The following is a 23,606-nucleotide window of genomic DNA, read 5'->3' on the forward strand; positions in this document are numbered from 1 at the left end:
GGAAATATAGAGCGCAATCGCGGCAACTGGGATGCAGCCGAAACCCTGTATCGGCAATCTTTGACAGTGAGAACAGAATTAGGCGATCGCTCTGGAATGGCTTCTTGTTGGGCATCGTTGGGAAATATAGAGCGCAATCGCGGCAACTGGGATGCAGCCGAAACCCTGTATCGGCAATCTTTGACAGTGAGAACAGAATTAGGCGATCGCTCTGGTATGGCTTCTAGTTGGGGAGTGTTGGGATATATTGAGCGCAATCGCGGCAACTGGGATGCAGCCGAAACCCTGTATCAGCAATCTTTGACAGTAAGAACAGAATTAGGCGATCGCTCTGGTATGGCTTCTAGTTGGGGAGTGTTGGGAGATATAGAGCGCAATCGTGGCAACTGGGATGCAGCCGAAACACTGTATCAGCAATCTTTGACAGTAAGAACAGAATTAGGCGATCGCTCTGGTATGGCTTCTATTTGGGGACAGTGGGGAGATATAGAGCGCCTTCGTGGCAACTGGGATGCAGCCGAAACCCTGTATCAGCAATCTTTAGAAGTGATGACAGAATTAGGCGATCGCTCTGGAATGGCTTCTAGTTGGGGAGTGTTGGGAAATATAGAGCGCCTTCGTGGCAACTGGGATGCTGCCGAAACCCTGTATGGGCAATGTTTAAAAGTTGAGATAGAATTAGGCGATCGCTCTGGAATGGCTTCTTGTTGGGAACAGTCGGGATATATTGAGCGCCTTCGCGGCAACTGGGATGCAGCCGAAACCCTGTATCGGCAATCTTTGACAGTGAGAACAGAATTAGGCGATCGCTCTGGTATAGCTTCTTGTTGGCAAGTGTTGGGAGATATAGAACGCAATCGCGGCGACTGGGATGCAGCCGAAACCCTGTATCGGCAATGTTTAGAAGTTGAGACAGAATTAGGCAATCGCTCTGGTATAGCTTCTAATTGGCTATCGTTGGGATATATTGAGCGCCTTCGCGGCAACTGGGATGCAGCCGAAACCCTGTATCAGCAATCTTTAACAGTGAGAACAGAATTAGGCGATCGCTCTGGAATGGCTTATTCTTATAGTTGCTTAGGAGAAAATGAATGCGATCGCGGTAATCTCGAAGCAGCAGAACAGTTTTCTAAACAAGCTTTGTTAATAGCAGAAGAGTTGGGGATGACTCACTTAGTAGCAGAGGTTAACTACGATTTAGCACGGCTAGAGCGTAAGCGCAGTAATACAGAATTTGCCCAACAGCATTACAACACAGCACATCAAATATTTCAGCAATTGGGTGCAGCGAAGGATTTAGAGAGAATCGAGCAAGAGTGGGAGCAAGATTAATCCCAATGATCAGCGAAAACACATTAATTTCCATCTTGCAGGCTAATAGATTAATGCGTTCAGATGACGAAATTGCTGCTTTTGAAAATGCTTTAGCGGAACTTGCCAATAATCCTAAAAGTGAATATTTGCCAGAACTGCATCTAGTTCTAGATGATTGATGTCATTGTCACCCATTACATAATTATTTTATTTTGTCAAGCCACACAATAATATCATTTTCTATAACCTTTATCTTGTCTGCTTTTCAGCCATGTTAAGAAAGATCCGGGTAATGAATAGCCTTTACAAGGGGAGGGTTAGGGTGGGGTAAAATCCAGGTTCACAAGCTATTCAGACTTGTGCGATCGCAAATCTAAACTTTGATTTTTAGCTTACAATTTAGTAATATAGCCAGTTCTGTACAAAATCTCTAAATGCTGACAGAGTATATTCAAGCAGCTTTGCACAGAGCAAACTATGAAATTTTAGAAGATGGTACTTTTTATGCAGAAGTACCTGAATTGCAAGGGTTATATGCGAATGCATCTACACTGGAAGCTTGCAGAGAAGAGTTAAAACAATCTTTAGAAGAGTGGATTGTTTTAGGACTAGAGTTAGGGCATAATTTACCTTAATTAGACGGAATCTCTCTTGCTTTGAAAAAGGATGCGGCTCGTAATTCGTAATTCGTAATTACGTTTTCGCAAGGGTTTTATACATTTCAAATGGGTGGCTTATTTCCGTCGAAGTCTACTGGTAATCTCTCTAACGCCTCCCGTGCGATCGCCCCCCAATATTCATCCTTATACTCAACATATATTTCCAACGCTGTCTGCAAATGAACCTTCGCCTCTGCGTAGTTTTCTTCTGCTTCTGCAAGCATTCCTAATTGGCCGTAGGTGCTGGCTTGGGAATGGCGATCACCATATTCGATAAAGATTGCCAAAGCTTGTTGGTAATTGCGCCGCGCCTCCTCAAATTCACGCAAATTTTGGGCAACTCTTCCCAACCCGTGGTAGGTGTGTGCTTGGGAATAACGATCACCAAATTCGATGAAGATTGCCAAAGCTTGTTGGTAATTGCGCCGCGCCTCCTCAAATTCACGCAAATCTTGGGCAACTCTTCCCAACTGGTGGTGGGTGCTAGCTTGGGAATAGCTATCACCAAATTCAAGCAAGATTGCCAAAGCTTGTTGGTAATTGCGCCGCGCCTCCTCAAATTCACGCAAATTTTGGGCAACTCTTCCCAACTCGTGGTAGGTGCGTGCTTGGGAATAGCGATCACCAAATTCGATGAAGATTGCCAAAGCTTGTTGGTAATTGCGCCGCGCCTCCTCAAATTCACGCAAATCTTGGGCAACTATTCCCAAGTTGTGGTAAGTGCTCGCAGAAGAATAGCGATCGCCAAATTCAATTTTGATAGCCAAAGCTTGTTGGTAATTGCGCCGCGCCTCCTCAAATTCACGCAAATCTTGGGCAACCATTCCCAAATTGTGGTATATGCCAGCTTGAGAATAGCGATCATCTATTTGTTGTTCAATTTCTAGACACTGTTGATAGAAAGTTGTCGCCTGTGTAAATTGTCTCAAGTCTAGATAAGCATTCCCCAGGTTAAACAAAGCAGCAATTTCGCCGCGAGGATTCTGAAGTTGCTGTGAAATATTTAAAGATTTTTGATAATAAGCGATCGCTGTATCAAATTGCCTTTGCTGAGAATAAGAATCTCCTAATGTGTTGAGGACTTCAGTATAGAAGGTGGAATCTGGAAACTCATTAGCTATTTTTTCGGCTTCTTCTAAATATTCTCTAGCTTTGATAGGTTCTATCTTACTTATATACGCGACTCCTAGCTGATGCAAAATATTACTACAGTTGCGGAGGTTTTCTCCTGTTGGATGATGTCCAGTAGGTTTATATTCCATTAGCAGGCGGTGTAATAAATCGATCCGCTCTTGCTTTTCTGGAGGTTCTAATCTGTCTATGATTCTCTCAGTATTTTGAGTCTCATTAATCGCATAATCTTTGGTAACTTGAGGTGTTTGAAACCGAAACATCCCCGATTGCCAAGCCCAAAAATCAGGAGCAAATTTGGCTAACCGAGTCAGGGCATAATCCGGCAGAATAAACAGAATGGGATAAGGAACAGTTCTTTTATAAGCATCTCGGACAAAGTTGAGGTCTTGTAAAACTGGCGGATAGTCTCCATAAACGCCAATAGACTTTTCTAAGCCTTGTACAATCAAGACTAATTTTTTGTTAAGTTCTATCTGAATGCTTGGTAATATATTGACAATTTCATCACGGAGAAATCGCAAATTGGCATCAGAAAAATTCATATTCACAAACTGAATATCCCTACACTCAGGATTTGTCTTTAGCGCCTCAACTAATATTTCTGCATCTGGGGGAAAATTAATTTCCACAAAACCAATGGTAAACTTTTCTGCAAAGTCTACAAATGTGAGTAATTGAGCAAATATCTCTTGATTAAGCGCGATAAACAGCCCAATTTCTGAACTAAGGTTGCGCTGTAAGTGCGGATTCGAGGGCTTTCTGGAAGAATTCATTTTGCTTCACCACTGGATTGGGGTAATTCCACCGTTTATCGCCGTTGTATTCCAAAACTGAAGTGTTAAACAGCATTAACTGACCTATATCATCTTTGCTGACATTCTTGGTGATGCACACTTGGGCTAAAAACGCATAATGTTCTTCAGGAATAAACCTTTCAAAACTAAATTGCTGTCGTTTCACAGCATAGATAATATCTTCGGCAATAATTTTAGGATGTTTACGAGTACTAGCAGTTTGGCAAGCAGTCCGCATCATCTGCATTAATTGACGGACATGTCCTCCACTGGCTTTTGCTAAATCTAGTAATTCCTGACGAGATGCAAATACAGCATCAATATCTACCCGCTTTTCAATCACACTGGCAACTGCTTCTAGTCCCGTTTGATTGTAGTTTAAATGGCAGCGATCGCGTTCAAATTCATAAATATTCACCATTGGTACAATATGAGGATTACCATCAAACTGATTGAGTGGGTTTTTAGGCGAACAAAGCACAGAAATTGGAACTGTATAAATTATTGTGCAGTCTAATTCTTGTAACTGAGCCGCATAGTCAAAAAATAAATGTTCTGCAACCATCGGTGGTACACGATCCATGTTGTCAAAAATAATCAATAAACCTTTATATTCAGGGAATTTTTTTCGGAGTTTAACGTAGGCATCTCCTAATAAAAGGTTAATATCTGCTTTCAGCCGTGATAGGTCTTTTTCTAAAATTTGGCGAATAGTAGTTTTTTGCTTATCAGAACCTTTAATTTCTGCCAGTAATTTGACCATCAATTTAGCGATAAATGGAGCTTCTGGTTTCAGAGTCGCTTCTCCCTGAATACTCACAGACTTTTCTACAGTTTCTTCTGTTTCTTTAGTAATATCCTTAAACCAAGATTCAAAGTTTTGCAAAAGTTTAGAATCAAAATTTAAACCTAATTTACGTAACTCAAATTCTACTTGTTTAATGACAATTAAATATAAATCTGTATAATTAGCATCATTAATATCTGTTTCTTCGTTAACTTCTAAATAAATTACGTGGTATTGTTTTTCCCATTGGTTCTGAATACGTTTTAACTCTGTACTTTTGCCACAGCCACGATGTCCGGTAAACAAAATTGTGCTGAAATCTGCGGCTTCTTGAAAGTCTAAAATCGTACTAACGCTGTCAACTGCTGAAGTTTTGCGGACTGCTGATAAATCAACATAGTAACGCTCCATGTCTGCACCCTCTAGCGGTTCAACATTACAAACTTGAAATGCAGCTTTGAGAGTATTAGCACGCTGATGATTCATTAGGTTTTGACTAACTTTATAAATATGACTTTCTCAATCTTAAATTTTAGGCGATCGCTGTGCAACATTACATCTGATAAAAATTTACTTTTTGAATTTAGCAGTTTTGTCTTATTTTATACAGTAAGCAATAACATCCCTTAAAAAAGGCTTGCTGTTATCCAAATTTTTGTAACAGTCAAAGTGTCGTACTAACCGATATCCCGCCCAGAACTTAAGTTCTGGGCTGATAGCTAAAGTCCACTCAAGTGGACTAAAATTTTTCTTTTTAGAGAAAATAGGTATCTACGTGGCTTAAAAACTTGTATTGAGTCCTCTTAAGAGGAATGCAATATTAGCCTCAGAATTCATTCCCAGGCGGGATGGCAAGCAAACCCAAGATTTATTTTAATCTTGGTAATCACAAGTTTTTAAGGGGGGTTGGGAGGATGTTAAAAATATTAAAACGTTAACCAAACTGTATTGGGAGCGGTTTTGTTAAAATGGCGATCATTTATGAACTGCGTTATTGAATATAAGCTGCTGACAACATTCAGAATTATATTCAATTGTCAATCTTCCAAAAGAGAGAATACATATTATTTACGCATATTTAATTCTACTCAACCAAATTAAAAGGTTGCTCATTGTCGTTTTCGCTTAACTACACTGATTTATTTTAAACAAGCCTTCTTCTCCACATAAATTTTAACATTTAAAACTGGATGATAATTTCTGCATCATAAATATATCTGAGCAAGTATAACGGTTTGCAGAACTTTGTAAGGAGGTGATACGTAAAAAAGATGTCAGGCTAAGTTTTATTGAGTTTATAGGGCTTAAAAATATCTTCAAAGCTATTCTGTAAGGGGAGTATGAACTATTTTAATTACAAACAATTGGACGATATATAGAGCATAAAGTACATTTATATATAGATATCTATCTAGATCATCAGCGAACAGTATAATAAAAAATTAATTGTTGTAATTGGGGATGTGCTAGTTTAAAAAAAAAACTTAGCACAGCAAGCCAATTAAAAAAATCTGCTATCAAGTACTTTAATATCATACAAAAATTACATGGAACAAGTAATTACTGCAATTGCAGATGCTTTATTTATAACCAGTAATTTAGGAGAAATAAAAAAAGTAAATCGTGCTGCTCAAAAATTATTTGGTTTTAGTGAAGAAGAATTAATTAATCAACCAATGTCACTGATAATTGATGATAATCAAGTATTAACACAAGCCATTTATAGACATTCTTATTTTAAGCAAAATTCCCAGAATTTCGAGGTAGTTTGTCGAACTAAAACTAGAGAAAAACGGTTGATTGCTTTTTCTTGTTCAGTAATTCCGAAAAAAATAAAAGGATTAGAAGATATTGTCTACATTGGTCGGGATATTACTGCTCGGCAGCACCGGGAACAGCGTATAAGTACCCAGTATGCTATCACTCGGATATTATCAGAATCCCAGAGTGTGAAGCAGGGAATTCCGCAAATTTTGCAGTCGATTTGTCAAAATTTGGGATGGGATTTAGGAGAACTTTGGACAGCAAGTCAATATATTGGCACATCGGTACAGGGAGACAGTATTAATGCAGTATTAAGGTGTGTGGAAATTTGGTCAAGTCGAGTAATTTCTGTGCGAGAGTTTAAAGCAATCACCTGGCAAACTACCTATACACCTGGTGTTGGCTTACCTGGTCGAATTTGGATCAGACGTTTGCCCTTGTGGATTCAAGATATCACAGAAGATGGAGACACTCGGCGATCGCAACCTGCTGCTGAGGCTGGATTACACGCAGCTTTTGGCTTCCCCATCTTAGACGATAGTGAAATCTTAGGAGTGATGGTTTTCTTTAGTCGGGACGTACAACCAAAAGATAAAGACCTATTGCAATTGGCGGGTTCGATTGGTAGTCAAATCGCCCAGTTTATCAAACGCAAACAAGCAGAAAATGCACTTGTAGAAAGTGAAGAACGATATCGAGATTTATTTGAAAATGCTAATGACCTGATTCAATCCGTCAATACCTCTGGTCATTTTTTATATGTGAATCGTGCATGGCGAGAAACTTTGGGATATAGCGAAGCTGAAATTGGGAATATGACTATTTTCGATATCATACATCCAGAGTGTAAACAACAGTGTTTGCAAAGGTTTTATAGCGTGCTGTCAGGAGAAAAGTTCGATCAAGTAAAATCCACATTCGTTACTAAAGACGGTCAAACAATCTTTCTAGAAGGTAATATTAACTGTAAATTTGTCGAAGGTCATCCAGTTGCGGTTCGCGGTATTTTTCGCAATGTCACCCAGCGACTAGCAGTAGAAGAAGCGCTGCGCCATCAGCAGGAAGAAACCGAACGTTTATTGCTGAATATTTTGCCAGCCACAATCTCCAAACCCTTGAAAGAAGAACCAGCTAAGATTGCTGAAGACTTTGCTGATGTTACAGTTTTATTTGCAGATATTGTCGGCTTTACCGAAATTGCTGCTTCTATAAGTGCAGTTCAAGTGGTAAACTTACTTAACCAAATTTTCTCAGCTTTCGATCGCCTCACCGAGCAATATGGTTTAGAGAGAATCAAGACCATTAAGGATGCTTATATGGTAGTTGGTGGCTTACCCACACGCCGCCTGGATCATGCTCAAGCGATCGCCCAAATGGCACTGCACATGCAAACTGCGATCGCTCTATTTAATACTGAGAATAACCAAAACTTCAATATCCGTATCGGCATCCATAGCGGTTCCGTAGTGGCGGGAGTAATTGACCTCAACAACTTTACTTATGATCTTTGGGGAGACACGCTAAATATCGCTAGCTGCATGGAATCCCAAGGTCTTGTAGGTAAAATCCAGGTTACAGAAGATACTTATAAGTATTTGTGTGATGAATTTTTATTTGAAAAGCGGGGTGAAATTGAAGTTCAAGGTAAAGGGGAAATGACAACTTATTTGTTGATTGGGCAAAAGTGAGAAAAGGGGAAGCGATCTGACCTCACTTCCATTCTTCTCTCCTTTTAGGAGCTACGGTGTACACACAAGTCGTATCACCCCCCTTAATCCCCTCGATATATTAGGGGGAAATGAGATTTCCGGTTCCCTCCCCTTCACAAGGGGAGGGTTAGGGTGGGGTAAAACCTGTCTTATTCAGCTATTTTCAGACTTATGTGTACACCGTAGCCTTTTAGGAGAGAGGCTTTGAATCTTACTCCCCTTCCCTTATAGGGAAGCCAGTGCGTTGGGCGGGTTTCCCGACTTGAAGCACCTGGCGTAAGGGGTTGGGGGTTAGGTCTCTATTGGACTCAACACAGAAGCGCTATATTAAAATTCTCTACTCCCTAATGAGTATTCGGAATTAGCCGACCACAGGGATAAGTCGCTGTTTGCTGTGAAGCATTTTCAGCCACTGCTGCTGGAACCTGATCTGATGGTTGAGTTTTGGCTGCTAGATAGTCTTTTTGCAGTTTATCCAAAATGGCTTCTCGCCTGTCGTACAGACGCTTCAGGGAACGAGGCTGGCACTTGTTTAAGACGTATGCTGTTACCAGTGGTAGAGCGATCGTGCTATCGGTATAACAAACAATTGCGTTAGGTAACTCTTCCGGGTCAATCTTACCCCAGCTGACGGCTTCCGATGGGGTTGCTCCAGACAAACCGCCTGTATCTGGACGCGCATCGGTAAACTGCACAAAGTAATCGTGTCCTCGTTCTTCTAGTCCTAATACTTCGTGAAGTTGTGGTTGAGTTTGTAACAAAAAGTTTTTCGGACTACCGCCACCGAGAATTACAGCTGCACTTTTACCTCCTGATTCACGGGCATTATATGCGATCGCAGCCGTCTCATTTACGTCAATTGATGGATCTAACACCAACTGCGAACCTTCCAAAGCTAAAGCCGCCACGTTCATGCCAATTGAGCTATCTCCTGGAGAAGACGTATATATAGGCACGCCATATTCATAAGCTGTAGCAAGCAAGCAGGAATGCTGCACACCCAGTTGCTTTTCTACTTCCCGCACATATTTACCCAGTAAATAGTGAAACTCAGCCGTTCCCATCCGCTTCTGAAACGCTTCTCCTTGCAGAATCTTGCGGATGAACGCATCAGTTTCCAGCAGTACATCGTAACCAAAGATAATGTCATAAATGCGAATAGTGCCTTCCTGGCGCAGTTTCACATCATCCAAAAACGGATTACCAGTAAAGAGATCAAAACCTAAACCGTAGTGCATATCGTGGTAAAGATTTGCACCTGTACTAATCATCCAGTCAATAAAGCCATTGCGAATTAAGGGTGCAAGCGCTGAAACCCCGAATCCGGCTGGTGTCATCGCACCGGAAAGGCTAACTCCTACTGTGACACCTTCCGTTAGCACATCACGACTCAGTAGTTGGCAGATTTCCCGCAACCGGGCTGAGTTGTAAGCGGTGAAGTATTGATCAATCAAATCCACCACATTGATATCATTTGATATAGGTGTCGGTGCAATTTTTTGACCCAGCTGTTTAGACATTTTGGCACTCCCGAACAGTAAACACGCCGAATCTAATGTTATCTAGGTTTCAAGCAAAGTAACAGCAATTTAACTAGCCCATATTATCAAAAAACACTACGATGGCTGAGATTAAATCGTGTCACGGACCTCAACGCCTACAATTGAGGCTATCTTACTGAAAAGAGTTTCCAAAAATATTAAATTTAATGGAAGATTTAATAGATCGAGATAGGTGTACGCTACCTAGATGGGAATGCGTCAACAGAGGACTCAACCAATGGGATATGTAATTGCTACTGCAAATATGAAAGGTGGCGTTGGTAAAACCACCCTCACTGTCAACTTAGCTACCTGTTTAGCTAAAAATCATGGCAAGCGGGTGCTTGTCCTTGATTTAGACAGCCAAATTAGTGCCACACTCAGTTTGATGTCGCCTTTAGATTTTGCCAAGCGCCGTAAACAAAGTAAGACATTTAGATATCTGATAGACGAAATTATCAATCCAGACCCACAAGCAAAACTGACAATTCAGGATATTATTCAATCCCAGGTTTGTAATCTTCCTGGACTGGATTTATTACCAGGAGATATCGACTTATATGATGAATTTGTTGTGTCAGAAATGCTGCATCAACAAGCAACTGCTTTGGGTGAACAGGACTTTGAAATGATTTGGAATCGCTTTGAAAGAGTGCTGATTAATAACATCTTAAAACCAGTCCGTCAAGAATATGATTTTATCCTTCTCGATTGTGCACCTGGCTATAATTTATTGACTCGTAGCGCTTTAGCCGCCAGCGACTTCTACATACTTCCTGCTAAACCAGAACCCTTATCTGTAGTGGGTATTCAACTACTGGAAAGACGGATTGCCCAATTAAAAGACAGTCACGGACATGAAACCAAAATAGATATAAAAATGCTGGGAATTGTATTTAGCATGTCCAGCGCTAACCTTCTCACTGGCAGATACTATAAACAAGTGATGCACCGCGTTGTTGAAGATTTCGGTGTAGAAAAAATTTGTAAGGTACAAATACCAGTTGATGTTAATGTTGCTAAAGCTGTTGATAGTTTTATGCCAGCTGTTTTAATTGCTCCCCAATCAGCTGGTTCAAAAGCTTTTTTTCAGTTAGCTCAGGAGTTGTTGCAAAAGCTATAGCAAGGCTAAATAATTCGTAAATAAGACGATTTCCGACTTATTAAATAAGTCGGAAATCTCAAACTTTCGATTTTCCCAAATCAATTAGTTAGAACTGCTATAGCAATCCTATTTGATTTGTGAAAATCGAGAGGCTCAGATCCCCGACTTCGTAAAGTTGTTGGGGATCTTGTTATTCACGAATGATTTAGGACTGCTATATTTAATTGTGTGAAGAAATCAGAGTTTGTCACAAGTTAAGTTATCTTTTTTTTTAAATTCAGTATTTACACGCAAGCTATGTGCAGTGAGATTCAGCTATTGAGTGAAAAGGGCAGTAAATTTCACTAAGAAACAATGCTTACTAACAATTTTGTACAAGCAGAGAAAAATCAGCACTTGGTAATACGCCTACCACGGACTTTGAGTTATCTCGAAACCTGGGGCTTTGGCTTAACAGGTCATGTGGGATGGATTGGTACTGCCCCGATTATTCATGCAGCGTTAGGGCCGAAAGCGCTCTTAGTTTGGTTTTTTGGCACGATCATTTCCTTTTTGCTTAACTTACAAGTACAAAGTCTAGGTAGATATTGGTTAGATGTCGCTGGAGGAACACCAAACTATACCACAAGGTTATTGAAGAACTTTCCTGGCTTAGGTCGTTACGTAGCCTTAGGATACTTTTTTAGCCGGGCAGCAGTACCAGCACTGTATGCAATTATTCTCACAAACCTAATTAAAGTCAATTTTGATCAATTAGGTATTTCTTGTCCAGAAACTTTATTAAAAGTTGTATTTACAGCGATTCCTTTTATTGTGGTGTTTAGTGGCAGCCGTGCTTTAGCACTCCTGCATTTATTTTTTGTATTCCCAGCGATTTTATTACTGCTTTTGTTTTGTACTCAAGGCATAGTATCATTAGCCTCCTCAACTGATAATTTTAAATTTATCCCAACAAGCACAGATAGGCTAAGTTTTGAAGAATGGGCAAAGTACTTTTTTCTGGCTAGCTATTCAATTTTTGCTTGTGAAACCACTTCTTCTTTTGTTGCTGATAGCCGCCATCCATATAAAACTTTAAAGTTCTTAAGCGTAGCTGCTTGGCTAATTCCTCCGGTGTTTTTAGGTGGTTCTTGGGTATTAATGTATTCGCCTCAAAATCCAAAAATAGATGATGTATTCTTCAGTCTGGTAGCGGCTTCTAGACCTTTCTGGGGTGAATATGCCCCCTTTCTAGTAACACTTTTGATTAGTGTATCTTGCCTTCTAAGTTCTGCTACGGCAGTTTCCAACTCTCCTCGGATATTATACCAACTTGCCTTAGACAAACAGCTTTCTCCCATATTTGCATTAGTTTCCCGTCAAGGTGTCCTTGGCCCTGCTATCTTAGTTACCTTTCTAATCAGTTTGCTTTGTCTAAATTTGGGAAATGTACTTCAACTTGTCACAGTAGCAGGCACCTGTTATCTCATGTCCATTATGGGATTACATCTGGGATTATGGCTCTTTCGGAACAAACCACAGGTGTTATGGCCTTGGTGGTCACTTGGTTTTTTCTTTGTAGAAGCGGTAGTTCTAATAGTGGGAGGTTTAGCTTGGAATTGGAGAGATTTCTCAGTGGGATTATTATTACCCATTGTTCTGATCATCGGAGATGTAGCGCTACGTCGCTTAAGATTTGCGCCATTACACCCGGAATGGTGGACACAGCGTTACGACACTAAGTTTAGTAAAAACAACCCAGACTTTGTAGTACTACAAGTGATTGTCTTAGTATTATTAATTTGTATTACTGCCATAAGCAGTTGGGTTCTCCGCGATTTATTAGATAAAGTTTCTAATAAGCCTCAAAACTCTTTACTAGCTATTCTGTTAGTGACTCTTTCTTTTTCAGGGGTAGCGATCGCTTGCTGGACAACTCTACCAAAACTTGCTGCTATTGATGAGGCACACAAACAAGCAAAAAACCTATTTATCACTACTCTTGATACCATTCCAGATCCTGTTTTAATCTTAGATGAAAACGGTATAATTTGTCAGACAAATGCTGCTGCTGAAGAATTATTTAAAATAACTGTTCAGCAATTGCTTGGGCAAAACTTGAATCAGCTCTTAATATGCTATCGCGGCAAACCGGAGCAATGGTCTATTAGAAGTGAGCAAACCTTAAAAATAAACCAAGGTCTACGGATTGTTGAATCGACTATTTCACAGCCATTTAATTCCCAGTTACGAGAGTATGTTGTTATTGTCCGTGATATCACTAAGCGTAAGTTAGTAGAGGGAAAATTAGTCCAGTACTGTTATCAGCTTGAGCAACTGGTTATACAACAGAGTATTGAACTTATTAGAGTGAATCAACAACTTGGAAAAGACATTATCAAGCGTGAACAAGCACAAGAGCAATTACTGCACAATAGTCTTCATGACGGACTAACTGGATTACCTAACCAACGATTATTTATGGAGCAGGTGCAGCTAGCAATAGAACGTACTAAACAGCAAAATAATTATTTATTTGCCGTACTCTTCTTAGACCTAGACCGCTTTAAAGTTGTTAATGACAGCCTTGGACATCTAATGGGAAATCAACTTTTGATTGCAATTTCTCGTCGGCTAAAGTCAGTTGTGCGAGTCGGAGACATAGTTGCCCGTTTTGGCGGAGACGAGTTCACAATCTTAGTTGAGGAAATTGAGGATATCAGCACCGCCATACAGATAGCGGAGCGAATTAAAAAGATGCTAGCTTTGCCATTTCAATTAAATGAGCATAGGGTGTTTACTAATGCCAGTATTGGCATTGCCTTAAGTAAAGCAGATTATCAGCAAGCAGTGCAGATTCTACGCGATGCTGATTTGGCAATGTACTGTGCCAAATTACTTGGTAAGGCACGCTATGAGGTATTTGACCAAAAGATGCATGAGGGTGCATCTTCGCTCTTGGAGTTAGAAACTGCTTTGCGAAATGCGCTGCTCAAGCAAGAAGAATTTCGCCTTGATTACCAGCCAATTATTTCACTGACAACTGGCAAAATTATTGGATTTGAGGCACTCATCCGTTGGGATCATCCAAAACGAGGACTTATTTCCCCTCAAGATTTTATTCCCTTAGCGGAGGAAACTGGAATGATTGTTACTATTGGGCAATGGGTGCTTTATGAAGCGTGTCAGCAAATGCACATATGGCATAAACAATTTCCCACTTCACTACCCCTGACAATTAGTGTGAATTTTTCTGGTAAACAGATAACGCAACCTGATGTGTTTAAACAGGTTAAACATATTTTGCAGTCAACTGGACTGAAGCCATCCAGTTTGAAATTGGAAATTACTGAAACCTTGTTGATGGATAATTTTGAATTAGCTACCACCGTGCTTTCTCAGTTAACAGCGCTGAATATCGAGTTCCACATGGATGATTTTGGTACTGGGTATTCATCTTTGAGTTATCTGCACCGCCTACCAATCAAAATCCTTAAGATTGACCGCTCTTTCATTAACAGTATAGGTAGTCGAGGAGAAAATTTAGAAATTATTCGAGCGATCGTGACATTAGCTCATAATTTAAATATGTTTGTAACAGCAGAAGGGATAGAAACTGTAGAGCAATTAACAGAGTTAAAGGCTTTACAATGTGATCATGGGCAAGGGTATTTTTTCTTACCACCTATGGGAAGTGCAGAAGTAGAAATACTACTTGCTGCCAACGTGTGCGGCAAAAACTTTTTAAATAGATAAAGTCTTGGGATCAAATTCTGTTTAGAGAAACACCTCGTAAAATTGGATGATTAATTTCACTTGATAATCTATAAAGGTGAGCAAAAAATGATAATACTTCTTGCTCAAATTTACAAGAATGGAGACCAAAATCTGGCTCAACATATGGATTTCCAGCATTATTTAACAGAAAATTGAAAAATTTGGCGATCGCACTGTAATCACAACTTAAATTATCTGGATAGCCTGCATGAAACTGCGATCACTGTTCTATTTGTAGCAGAAAATCTGCCAACTCTTTAGCAACTTTATTTAACATATCTCTGTATCTCTTAAATTTTGAGTTAATGGATGTTTTAGTCTAAATTATACGTATTAATCCATACCTTTATATTTTCTTAATAACATGGCAATCAGGTTATTTATTGAAAATAATCCAGTGAAAATACGGAGTAGTTTTCAGTAACAATACCCAATTTATTTTTTGGAAAGTATATTACTCTCAGGAATTATACGCTGTACAAAATAAATTTAATGTGTCTACACACAAAATATCTATTTCAAGCACTGATTGCAACTTGATTTAATCGTATATTTACTGTTTTGGGTGTTACATCATGTCTGCTAAATTACCCATAAAAAAAGAACCCCACCCCTAGCCCCCTTTCAAGGGCAGGTTTTTATAGGCGGAAGAGAAGTTGAGATGAGTAGTCCAAGGTTCAGGGGAAAAGTGACCAAAAGGAAGAGGCTGATCCAATAACAAGGCAACGATCAGCTTGATGAAACCACGACGAAAACAACTGAGAGTGCGTCTGGGTTGGAAAGCAGGTGGTAACTTATGTGCCAGATGATTTGCGGGTAAATCATCATAACTACTGTATTTTCTTTCTCTGCCAGTAGTTCCACTAAAAATGCTGCTACTGTTGTAGTCCGGTTGATTGCATCACTCCCATTCCAAAACTCCACATTGCCAATACTTTGCCCTGTGGCTGACTCAGATGTGGTAGCTTTTGGCTAACGATCGCTATCCAACTGTTCAAACCTGAATACTCATTCATCACCCACTTTGTGTCACGATGTTTTATCCTATCATTCACCCATTTCTAAAAACCTGCCCTTGAAAGCATCCCCCTTTGCCCCTTTTCTTGTGTTCCTCTTCTAGACTTAATCTTTCTTTATAACCAGCGAAAGAGGTGCAGAAAACTACTTATGTGGAAACCTAAGTATTAGAGGTGAAATTAATTCCTCACTTTTCCAAAGCTACCAAAGATTCCATGCAAAGCAATTTAGTTATATTTCCTAACGCTGGGGCTGCAAAAAATAGCACACAAACAGAAGAAAGAACAATTAGCAAGTATGACCGTGCTGAGGAGCAATTTATACAACTGCTAGCAATGGAGGATTTGGACAATGAACTGCATGTAAAACCTGCAAGAGCCAGTGAGTTTGAACAGACGCTCTCAATAGCAATTGGCGCTGCTTATGGAAATGATCGCTCTGATCAACAGGCTCACCGTTTTCTCCAGCGGATACTTTATCGAATTAATCGGCTAAAACTTTTTTGGTACGACGATTTGCGGCACTATAGCAATGAGCGATCACTTTACTTGTATTCATGTCGTGACCAAATTGAAGCTGCTTGGCAAAACTGGGAACTTGCACAAATCGATGTGCCAGCGCTGCAACAATTGGATGTAAAACACGCTTTAATTGAGCGCACATCTGCCGATTTAAATCCACCTTTGTCACAGAGTAGTCGCTACATTCGTGAGAAAATGACTGAAGCTGGCTATCGTCACTTACTAGCGATCGGCTCCTTTGATGGTTTGGTTGAAGGTAGTCGTCTTTGCTACGTATTGGGTGGTGCTGCTAATGAAGTGCAATGTACGCTAGTGCGAGTACTACTAGAAGAATACGGCAACGGTCGTTTATCTCGCAAGCACTCGACATTTTTTGCTCAAATGCTGGCTGAGTTTGGGATGAATACTCAACCAGAAGCATACTTCGATTTAGTACCTTGGGAAGTCTTAGCTTGCGATAATCATAACTTTTTGACCAGCGATCGCAAACGCTATTTTTTACGTTACAGTGGCGCCTTGACATATTTTGAGGTGGCTGGTCCTGCGGCTTACAAAAACTATCTGGCGGCAGCGCAACGACTGGGACTGTCAGAGGCGGCGATGGGTTATTGGGAACTACACATCAGGGAAGATGAACGTCACGGTCGTTGGATGTTAGATGATGTAGCTTTGTCTTTGGCAGAAAGGTATCCCAATGATGCCTGGGAACTGCTGCTTGGGTATGACCAGGATAAACTAATGGGCGATCGCGCCGCCGGTGCTGTTATGCGATCAATACGTGAAGCAGAACAAGCCGCCTAACTCATCTAAGAAATCTAAAAAATTAGAAATTCAAAATGGCAGATTCTTTCTGGCGTTTCTAATTTCACATTTCTAAATCATTCTATTGCTAATCCACCTACAACCCAATTTCTTTAGTAAGGGCTTCTTTACTAAAGGAACGGTTATCTATTGCCTTGAGATTAAGGTAGTAAATAACCTCCCATTAGATTGATTATACCTTACATATTGAAGTGCAATAAAATGAAAGATATCTTTTTCTGTCCTGAAGAATCTAATTTCTACTCAAGCTGCTTAGACAATTTTGTGATTAGAAATTGCAAAAACTACGAATCTATTGTTGAGTTTGGCTCAGGAGATGGTAGCCCTGTAATTAATTCTTTATTGAAAAACAAGTTTGATGGGGTAATCCAAGGATTTGAATTAAATACTTCTGCATGGAAAGTTGCAAATTCAACTATCGATGAATATAATCTCGCTAATAAATATATAATCCATAATTCATCTTTGTTTAATTCTTCTCAACCTGATGCAGAGTATCTTGTAGCCAATCCACCGTATCTCCCCGCTCCAGATAATGATATTTATATGCCACTCTTATTTGGGGGTGTAGATGGAGCCACAGTTACCAACAAACTTTTGTCGCTAGGTTATGAAAATGTGTTGGTTTTAATATCTAGTTTTTCTAATCCAATAAGTACGCTGAACCTAGCAAAAGAAAATGGATATTGTGTTCAAAATTTCATGGTGTTACCTTTGCCGTTCGGCTATTATAGCTCTGATCCCAAGGTAAAGGAACACATAGAAAAACTCCGAAAAAATAAGATGGCATTTTATTCTGGCGATTATTATTTTTTGGCTGGTGTTTTATTTAAAAAATGCCAGGAGTCTGTAATTGATTTATCTAATCAATTAGCTCAGCTCATGACTAGTTTGTGAAAATTGAGATATAACTTACCAGTGCTGTCTCTAGGAACCAGCAAATTTTTATGAATGCCAACCGCCTATGTAGACAATATCCCTGAATATGATGCAGTTACTAAATTTGCATAGTGTGGTGCCGAATAGCCCGTCTTAAACATTGCTTTTCATATTTGATTTTGGAATCTGAATCAGCAAGCGTTCAAAAAAAGCTAAGGAACAGAACTTTAATCTTGTAGGGTACGTTAGTGATAGCGTACTAATATACCCTAAAACAGATTAAATAAAACCCTATTCTTAAGTAATCACTTTGTTTACCTGAAGTTATTGGATAAACTTCTTTGTTGTATAGCTGCATTACTAGAGTGAGGTTTGCGTTTGAGTGCTGCAAATAAAATTACAACAGCACCGAACGACAAAATAGGAAAGCCAGAAGTTGGTTCAGCTACAGAGACAGATGAGATTGGCGTCAAGAGGAAGGCGTGTAATTCACCATTAACTGCACCACGACCGACAATTTGTCCATTAATATTAATCGCAGATGCTGCTGTCAAGGTAAAGCCAGCGTCTAAACCAGGAGCAATCAGGTCATTTAAGTCGTACAGAGTGTTATCACTATAAAGAAAAGCCCGCAAACCATTGCCATCTGGTGCAAAAAAGTTATTGTTAGTGCCAGAAAACCCAACTACTTGACCCAAATTATTGATCCCCCCAGCAAAACTGAACAAATCTGTAGGACGTAATTTACCGAGATTTTGCAGTCCCGTGCTGGAACTGTACAAAAAAGCACGACCATCATCTACTCCAGTGAGTCCCGAACTACCAACTACCTGTCCTGAGTCATTAATATCATTTGCTACGCTGTAATTGTCACCTGGCAAAGTTCCCAAGTTAGTAGTTTGGCCGTTTTTGTACAGAAAAGCTGTGTTTGAATTGAGAATGCCCACTACTTGTCCCAAGTTATTTAAACCGTAGGCAACATTGCCAGGAGTTCCGATGCTGGTTGCTATACCATCGCTGTACAAGAAAGGCCCAAGTTTGCTTGCTCCCCCTACTACTTGGGTGCGATCGTTAATGGCATAAGGAATAGCGTTTTGGATCGGCAGAGGTTGGGTGATGCCATTGCTGTACAGGAAAGGGTTATTTCCAGTAAAGTTATTACCAATCGAATTACCAATTACTTGCCCCAAGTTATTGATAGCACTCACTGCAAGTACATTATCACCAGGCAACGGACTAATTTTTTTGAGCGAACCATTGCTGTAAAAGAAAGAACCATTCAAAGAATTAATCGCTACCTCACCTGAGTTATTGATGTCTGTAGCAAAACTGTAGGCTTCTCCTGTAAGACTGCCTAAGTCAGTAACTGAGTATAGAGATGCCGCCAATGCCGACTTGGATGCAGTAAGACTGATTGCAGTTAAGGTTATTGCTGTTATACAAGATTTCCACTTAAGTAAAACCATGTTACTTTCTCGTGATTTTCTATTACCCTACCAAATTACCACTGAATAGTAGAGTAGTAACCTGCCGTATCTGGGTAGTCGCTAAATACGCCATCGACACCTAAGCTGAAAAATAGTTCATATTCCCCTTGAGGATTTCCTTGAAAGTCCAGTGGTAAAAAGCAGTCTTCATTGCAGAAAGTCCAGGCATGAAGCAAACCAGCTACATGAGCATCTGTAACTAAAGATGTGGGCGATATCTGGCGACAAGCCGCTTTGCGTCTACGCAATTTACCATTGCTGTCTCTAAGAACCAATAAATTTTTATGAACGCCAACCGCCTGTATATATTTAGCAATCTCCTTTAAACCTGACGCAGTTGCTAAATCTGCATAGGTGCGCTGATTGCCACTCACTACAAAATCATTAGGTTTACCACTATTATTAAGTGTTCTGAACGATAGCCGCTAGCACCTCGGTGTGCAATGATAATTGGAGATGCACGTTGCAAAGTTGTAGTTATTACTTTAGCTACCTACAAGAAAAGCAAGCTACTCGTAGCATCTCCAAGAGTTGCAGTCTGTTACTAGGGTTTGACGCTGTAGCCACTTACGTCAACTAATCGATATCCTTCACCAACCAGTTTGTCAAAAGTCGCTTGATACTCATCTGAAGTCAATCCATGTCGCGCCTGCCAAGCGGGACTCTCAGACTTCTCCCAAATAGCGGCGTATCGATTTTGTCCGTTGACATTATAACCATTAACATGAACTAATCGATATCCTTCACCAACTAGTTTGTCAAAAGTCGCTTGATACTGGGCTGAGGTCAATCCATGTCGTGCTTGCCAAGCTGGACCACCAGACTTTACCCAAATAGCGGCGTATCGGTCTTGTCCGTTCACACCATAACCACTGACATCAACCAACCGATATCCTTCACCGACCAGTTTGTCAAAAGTCGCTTTATACTGGGCTGAGGTCAATCCATGTCGTGCTTGCCAAGCTGCGCCACCAGACTTCTCCCAAATAGCGGCATATCGGTCTTGTCCATTTACACCATAACCACTAACGTGAACTAATCGATATCCTTCACCAACTAGTTTGTCAAAAGTTGCTTGATACTGGGCTGAGGTCAATCCATGTCGTGCTTGCCAAGCTGCGCCACCAGACTTCACCCAAATAGCGGCGTATCGGTCTTGTCCGTTCACACCATAACCACTGACATCAACCAACCGATATCCTTCACTAACTAGTTTGTCAAAAGTCGCTTGATACTGGGCTGAGGTCAATCCATGTCGCGCTTGCCAAGCTCCAGCGCCAGACTTCACCCAAATAGCAGCGTATCGATCTTGTCCGTTAGCTATTGCTTGTATTGTGCCATGAGGAATTCTCTGTAACTGGATGACATTTTGAGCAATTACCTTTGTGTTTGTCTCGGTATTGTTGACACTACTAGCAAAGGTGCTGGGAGCGGCAAAAGCGGAACTGACTAAAGTTGAAAGTAACACTGCGCTAGAGGCAGTAAATGTTAAACAACGGATGAACATATTAGTAAAATAAATCTGTAAATTTGGACTGCACTGACTAATAGGTTTGCATTTCTTTTTTTATGCAATACCAGTTAGCAGTGCTGACAATTGTGGATACTCTTGATCTACAGACAATTCAAGAATTCACAGTACTTATATTTTATATTTATACTTTGTATAAATAAATGATTAAAATACTTAGTTAATAAAAATTAACTATATAAGAAAAATTTATTTTTAGGAGTTGAACAGGGAATGATTTATTGTCAGCAAGCTCTGTACGTAAAATGTTAGGTCTAGCGATGGATGCGACGATTGGTATTAAATTAATTAACCTAGAAAGGTTGTAGTGTTTGCCCAAAGTACCTCTGTTAATGGCAAACTGATTAGCCAAACCCGATTTTTATGTGAAGTACCTTGACTCGACGACAGTCAGCCCCTTTGGGGAAGTCAAAAGTCAAAAGTCAAAAGGTCAAAAGTAAGAACCCCATAAATTTAGGGGCTTGTACCTTTTTCTTTCTGGTCAGTCGCGGCTATCCAAACAAAGCCTGCATAGGCAGGTTTGATGATCTTTAAATTGTATTCGCTAGATATTTTATAATAAGTCTAATGACACAGATTAAGCCTGAAGTAAAGCGCACAGAAGAATTGCGCCAGTTATTGCAACAAGCCAGCTATGCTTATTACGTCCTAGATACTCCAATCATGGAGGATACAGTCTATGACCAGCTATATCGAGAATTACAACAACTGGAAATTCAATATCCCGAATTGACGGCACCCGATAGTCCGACTCAGCGCGTAGGTGAGAGGCCAGCAACGCAGTTTACCTCGGTGCGGCATAATATCCCCTTGTACAGTCTGGAAAATGCATTCAATATTGATGAGTTGCAAGCATGGGATCAGCGCTGGCGGCGACAAGTACCGAAAATAGATTCAGTGGAATATGTCACTGAACTTAAAATTGATGGTTCTGCTTTGGCTCTTACCTACCAAGATGGCATTCTAGTTAGGGGGACAACTAGGGGGGATGGGGTAACGGGTGAAGATATCACCCAAAATGTGCGGACAATTCGCTCAATTCCCTTGCGTTTGAATTTTGAAGGGTTAGAAATTCTGGAAAGGGTGGAAGTGAGAGGCGAGGCGTTTTTGCCGTTGGAAGTGTTTAAACAAATTAACGAGGAAAGGCAAAAAGCAGGTGAGCAATTATTTGCTAATCCCCGCAATGCCGCAGCTGGTACACTCAGGCAACTAGACTCCCGCATTGTCGCTAAACGGCGGTTAGATTTCTTTGGCTATACCTTGCACATTCCTGGTAGAGATGACACCAGTATTGCCAATACCCAATGGGAAGCGTTGGAGTTGTTAGAAAAGATGGGTTTTCGAGTTAACCCCAACCACAAACTGTGTGCCTCGATCGCAGAAGTGGCAAAATATTATGAATACTGGGATACGGAACGGCTGAATTTACCCTACATGACTGATGGGGTAGTAGTGAAGCTGAATTCTTTTAAACTTCAGGAACAGCTAGGGTTTACGCAGAAATTCCCCAGGTGGGCGATCGCCTTAAAGTACCCAGCTGAAGAAGCACCAACCCGTGTAGAAAATATTGCTGTAAATGTCGGACGAACGGGGGCATTAACCCCGTTAGCAGAGATGCGCCCTGTGCAACTGGCGGGAACAACAGTTTCCCGCGCGACTTTACATAATAGCGATCGCATTGCCCAATTAGACATCCGCATTGGCGATACTGTCATTGTCCGCAAAGCTGGGGAAATTATCCCAGAAGTGCTGAGGGTAATCAAAGAACTCCGTCCCGCTGACACCGAACCCTTCATTATGCCTACCCATTGCCCAGTCTGCGGTCAATCGGTGGTGCGAGAATCAGGTGAGGCGGTGACTCGGTGTGTCAATGCTTCCTGTGCGGCGATTCTTAAAGGTTCCATTGAACATTGGGTAAGTCGTGATGCCTTGGATATTAAAGGTTTAGGGGAAAAGTTGGTATATCAACTGGTTGATAAAGGTTTGGTGCATTCCGTTGCCGATTTATACGACTTGACACAAGAGAAATTATCTGGATTAGAAAGAATGGGGAAAAAGTCGGCAGAGAAATTAATAGATGCGATCGCTCAATCAAAAAATCAACCTTGGTCAAGGGTATTGTATGGTTTAGGCATCCGTCACGTTGGCAGTGTAAATGCCCAATTGTTGACTCAGAAGTATTTCACTGTAGACCAGTTAGCGATAGCAAAGCAATCAGATATTGAAGGAATTTACGGTATCGGTGCTGAAATTGCCCAATCTGTGTATCAGTGGTTTCGGATTGATGCCAACCAAAGGTTGATAGAACGCTTGCAAGCAGAAGAATTGCAATTAACTGCCACAGAGTCAACAAAAACAGTTGGTGATGGTAATCAAAAATTCGCAGATAAAACCTTTGTAATTACGGGAACATTACCAACTTTAAAGCGAGATGAGGCGAAGGCTTTGATTCAACAAGCTGGTGGAAAAGTGACTGATTCGGTGAGTAAAAAAACAGATTATTTAGTGATAGGAGAAGATGCCGGTTCTAAATTAGAAAAAGCCCTCTCCTTGGGAATTACGCAGTTAAGTGAGGCGCAATTGTTGGAGATGGTTGAAGATTGATGCATTAAATGCGCTATCCCTCCCCACCCTGCTTCGAGTCCGGGTGGGGTATCTCGCAGAAAAAAAAGATGAAAAAAAATTATCAAATTCAGATATAAAGCCTGTTTTACTCCTGACTTCTGAATTATGCTGTATTTACCCTAAAAATTGTTAAAGGAAAATTTGTAGTTTTACTAAATAAA

The 23,606-nt window shown here is 40.5% G+C and carries 15 protein-coding genes and 1 pseudogene; 9 read left to right on the forward strand and 7 right to left on the reverse strand.

Annotation, left to right across the window (positions count from 1 at the left end):
- The 3 genes from V7K48_RS20290 to V7K48_RS20300 all read left to right on the forward strand — a co-directional run.
- A partial coding sequence (locus tag V7K48_RS20290; RefSeq protein ID WP_335075012.1) for a tetratricopeptide repeat protein occupies positions 1–1,332 on the forward strand: 1,332 nt, incomplete at its 5' end.
- Between the two features lie 5 nt (positions 1,333–1,337).
- The gene (locus tag V7K48_RS20295; protein ID WP_335075013.1) at positions 1,338–1,493 is read left to right on the forward strand and encodes an Imm30 family immunity protein; all 156 of its coding nucleotides are present in this window, start codon (positions 1,338–1,340) and stop codon (positions 1,491–1,493) included.
- 255 nt (positions 1,494–1,748) lie between these two features.
- Entirely contained in the window at positions 1,749–1,949 is a 201-nt protein-coding gene (locus V7K48_RS20300; protein WP_335075014.1) for a type II toxin-antitoxin system HicB family antitoxin, read from the forward strand.
- Between the two features lie 86 nt (positions 1,950–2,035).
- Here V7K48_RS20300 and V7K48_RS20305 read toward each other — a convergent pair whose 3' ends face one another.
- Positions 2,036–3,880, reverse strand: coding sequence for a tetratricopeptide repeat protein (locus tag V7K48_RS20305; RefSeq protein ID WP_335075015.1), 1,845 nt, complete (start codon positions 3,878–3,880; stop codon positions 2,036–2,038).
- Complete coding sequence (locus V7K48_RS20310; RefSeq protein ID WP_335075016.1) at positions 3,831–5,174, reverse strand: P-loop NTPase fold protein; 1,344 nt, start codon at positions 5,172–5,174, stop codon at positions 3,831–3,833. The genes V7K48_RS20305 and V7K48_RS20310 overlap by 50 nt, the downstream gene beginning before the upstream one ends.
- A gap of 1,061 nt (positions 5,175–6,235) precedes the next feature.
- Between V7K48_RS20310 and V7K48_RS20315 the strand changes: the two genes are divergently transcribed.
- Positions 6,236–8,140: an adenylate/guanylate cyclase domain-containing protein gene (locus V7K48_RS20315; protein WP_335075017.1), complete on the forward strand. Its 1,905-nt coding sequence runs from the start codon at positions 6,236–6,238 to the stop codon at positions 8,138–8,140.
- 365 nt (positions 8,141–8,505) lie between these two features.
- Here V7K48_RS20315 and V7K48_RS20320 read toward each other — a convergent pair whose 3' ends face one another.
- Positions 8,506–9,681: a homospermidine biosynthesis protein gene (locus tag V7K48_RS20320; protein ID WP_335075018.1), complete on the reverse strand. Its 1,176-nt coding sequence runs from the start codon at positions 9,679–9,681 to the stop codon at positions 8,506–8,508.
- A gap of 259 nt (positions 9,682–9,940) precedes the next feature.
- On the opposite strand from V7K48_RS20320, the gene V7K48_RS20325 reads away from it, so the two are divergent.
- Together V7K48_RS20325 and V7K48_RS20330 are read left to right on the forward strand one after the other, a co-directional pair.
- The gene (locus tag V7K48_RS20325; RefSeq protein WP_334970112.1) at positions 9,941–10,825 is read left to right on the forward strand and encodes a ParA family protein; all 885 of its coding nucleotides are present in this window, start codon (positions 9,941–9,943) and stop codon (positions 10,823–10,825) included.
- Positions 10,826–11,161: 336 nt separating this feature from the next.
- Positions 11,162–14,542, forward strand: a complete 3,381-nt coding sequence (locus tag V7K48_RS20330) for an EAL domain-containing protein (protein ID WP_335075019.1) — start codon at positions 11,162–11,164, stop codon at positions 14,540–14,542.
- Between the two features lie 896 nt (positions 14,543–15,438).
- Here the strand turns inward: V7K48_RS20330 and V7K48_RS20335 are convergent.
- Complete coding sequence (locus V7K48_RS20335; protein ID WP_335075020.1) at positions 15,439–15,579, reverse strand: hypothetical protein; 141 nt, start codon at positions 15,577–15,579, stop codon at positions 15,439–15,441.
- Positions 15,580–15,795: 216 nt separating this feature from the next.
- Here V7K48_RS20335 and V7K48_RS20340 point away from each other — a divergent pair, with 216 nt between their 5' ends.
- Together V7K48_RS20340 and V7K48_RS20345 are read left to right on the forward strand one after the other, a co-directional pair.
- Positions 15,796–16,902 (forward strand): iron-containing redox enzyme family protein, encoded by a 1,107-nt coding sequence (locus V7K48_RS20340; protein WP_335075021.1) that lies wholly within the window; start codon positions 15,796–15,798, stop codon positions 16,900–16,902.
- 222 nt (positions 16,903–17,124) lie between these two features.
- Entirely contained in the window at positions 17,125–17,820 is a 696-nt protein-coding gene (locus tag V7K48_RS20345) for an SAM-dependent methyltransferase (RefSeq protein WP_335075022.1), read from the forward strand.
- Positions 17,821–18,116: 296 nt separating this feature from the next.
- Here V7K48_RS20345 and V7K48_RS20350 read toward each other — a convergent pair whose 3' ends face one another.
- The 3 genes and pseudogenes from V7K48_RS20350 to V7K48_RS20360 form a co-directional block, all read right to left on the reverse strand.
- Positions 18,117–19,268, reverse strand: coding sequence for a hypothetical protein (locus V7K48_RS20350; protein WP_335075023.1), 1,152 nt, complete (start codon positions 19,266–19,268; stop codon positions 18,117–18,119).
- Positions 19,269–19,303: 35 nt separating this feature from the next.
- A pseudogene (locus tag V7K48_RS20355) lies at positions 19,304–19,696 on the reverse strand (glycerophosphodiester phosphodiesterase family protein); the annotation flags it as partial.
- 137 nt (positions 19,697–19,833) lie between these two features.
- Entirely contained in the window at positions 19,834–20,757 is a 924-nt protein-coding gene (locus V7K48_RS20360) for a hypothetical protein (RefSeq protein WP_335075024.1), read from the reverse strand.
- A 630-nt stretch (positions 20,758–21,387) separates the two neighbouring features.
- On the opposite strand from V7K48_RS20360, the gene ligA reads away from it, so the two are divergent.
- Positions 21,388–23,424: an NAD-dependent DNA ligase LigA gene (ligA, locus tag V7K48_RS20365; protein WP_335075026.1), complete on the forward strand. Its 2,037-nt coding sequence runs from the start codon at positions 21,388–21,390 to the stop codon at positions 23,422–23,424.
- Positions 23,425–23,606 lie beyond the last annotated feature (182 nt).

The organism is Nostoc sp. (assembly GCF_036919615.1).
GTDB lineage: Bacteria > Cyanobacteriota > Cyanobacteriia > Cyanobacteriales > Nostocaceae > Nostoc.

Bases quoted from the DNA above. Each gene is read 5' to 3' on its own strand.
- V7K48_RS20295 (WP_335075013.1), top strand. From the start codon at position 1,338: ATGATCAGCGAAAACACATTAATTTCCATCTTGCAGGCTAATAGATTA.
- V7K48_RS20300 (WP_335075014.1), top strand. From the start codon at position 1,749: ATGCTGACAGAGTATATTCAAGCAGCTTTGCACAGAGCAAACTATGAA.
- V7K48_RS20305 (WP_335075015.1), bottom strand. From the start codon at position 3,880: ATGAATTCTTCCAGAAAGCCCTCGAATCCGCACTTACAGCGCAACCTT.
- V7K48_RS20310 (WP_335075016.1), bottom strand. From the start codon at position 5,174: ATGAATCATCAGCGTGCTAATACTCTCAAAGCTGCATTTCAAGTTTGT.
- V7K48_RS20315 (WP_335075017.1), top strand. From the start codon at position 6,236: ATGGAACAAGTAATTACTGCAATTGCAGATGCTTTATTTATAACCAGT.
- V7K48_RS20320 (WP_335075018.1), bottom strand. From the start codon at position 9,681: ATGTCTAAACAGCTGGGTCAAAAAATTGCACCGACACCTATATCAAAT.
- V7K48_RS20325 (WP_334970112.1), top strand. From the start codon at position 9,941: ATGGGATATGTAATTGCTACTGCAAATATGAAAGGTGGCGTTGGTAAA.
- V7K48_RS20330 (WP_335075019.1), top strand. From the start codon at position 11,162: ATGCTTACTAACAATTTTGTACAAGCAGAGAAAAATCAGCACTTGGTA.
- V7K48_RS20335 (WP_335075020.1), bottom strand. From the start codon at position 15,579: ATGAATGAGTATTCAGGTTTGAACAGTTGGATAGCGATCGTTAGCCAA.
- V7K48_RS20340 (WP_335075021.1), top strand. From the start codon at position 15,796: ATGCAAAGCAATTTAGTTATATTTCCTAACGCTGGGGCTGCAAAAAAT.
- V7K48_RS20345 (WP_335075022.1), top strand. From the start codon at position 17,125: ATGAAAGATATCTTTTTCTGTCCTGAAGAATCTAATTTCTACTCAAGC.
- V7K48_RS20350 (WP_335075023.1), bottom strand. From the start codon at position 19,268: ATGGTTTTACTTAAGTGGAAATCTTGTATAACAGCAATAACCTTAACT.
- ligA (WP_335075026.1), top strand. From the start codon at position 21,388: ATGACACAGATTAAGCCTGAAGTAAAGCGCACAGAAGAATTGCGCCAG.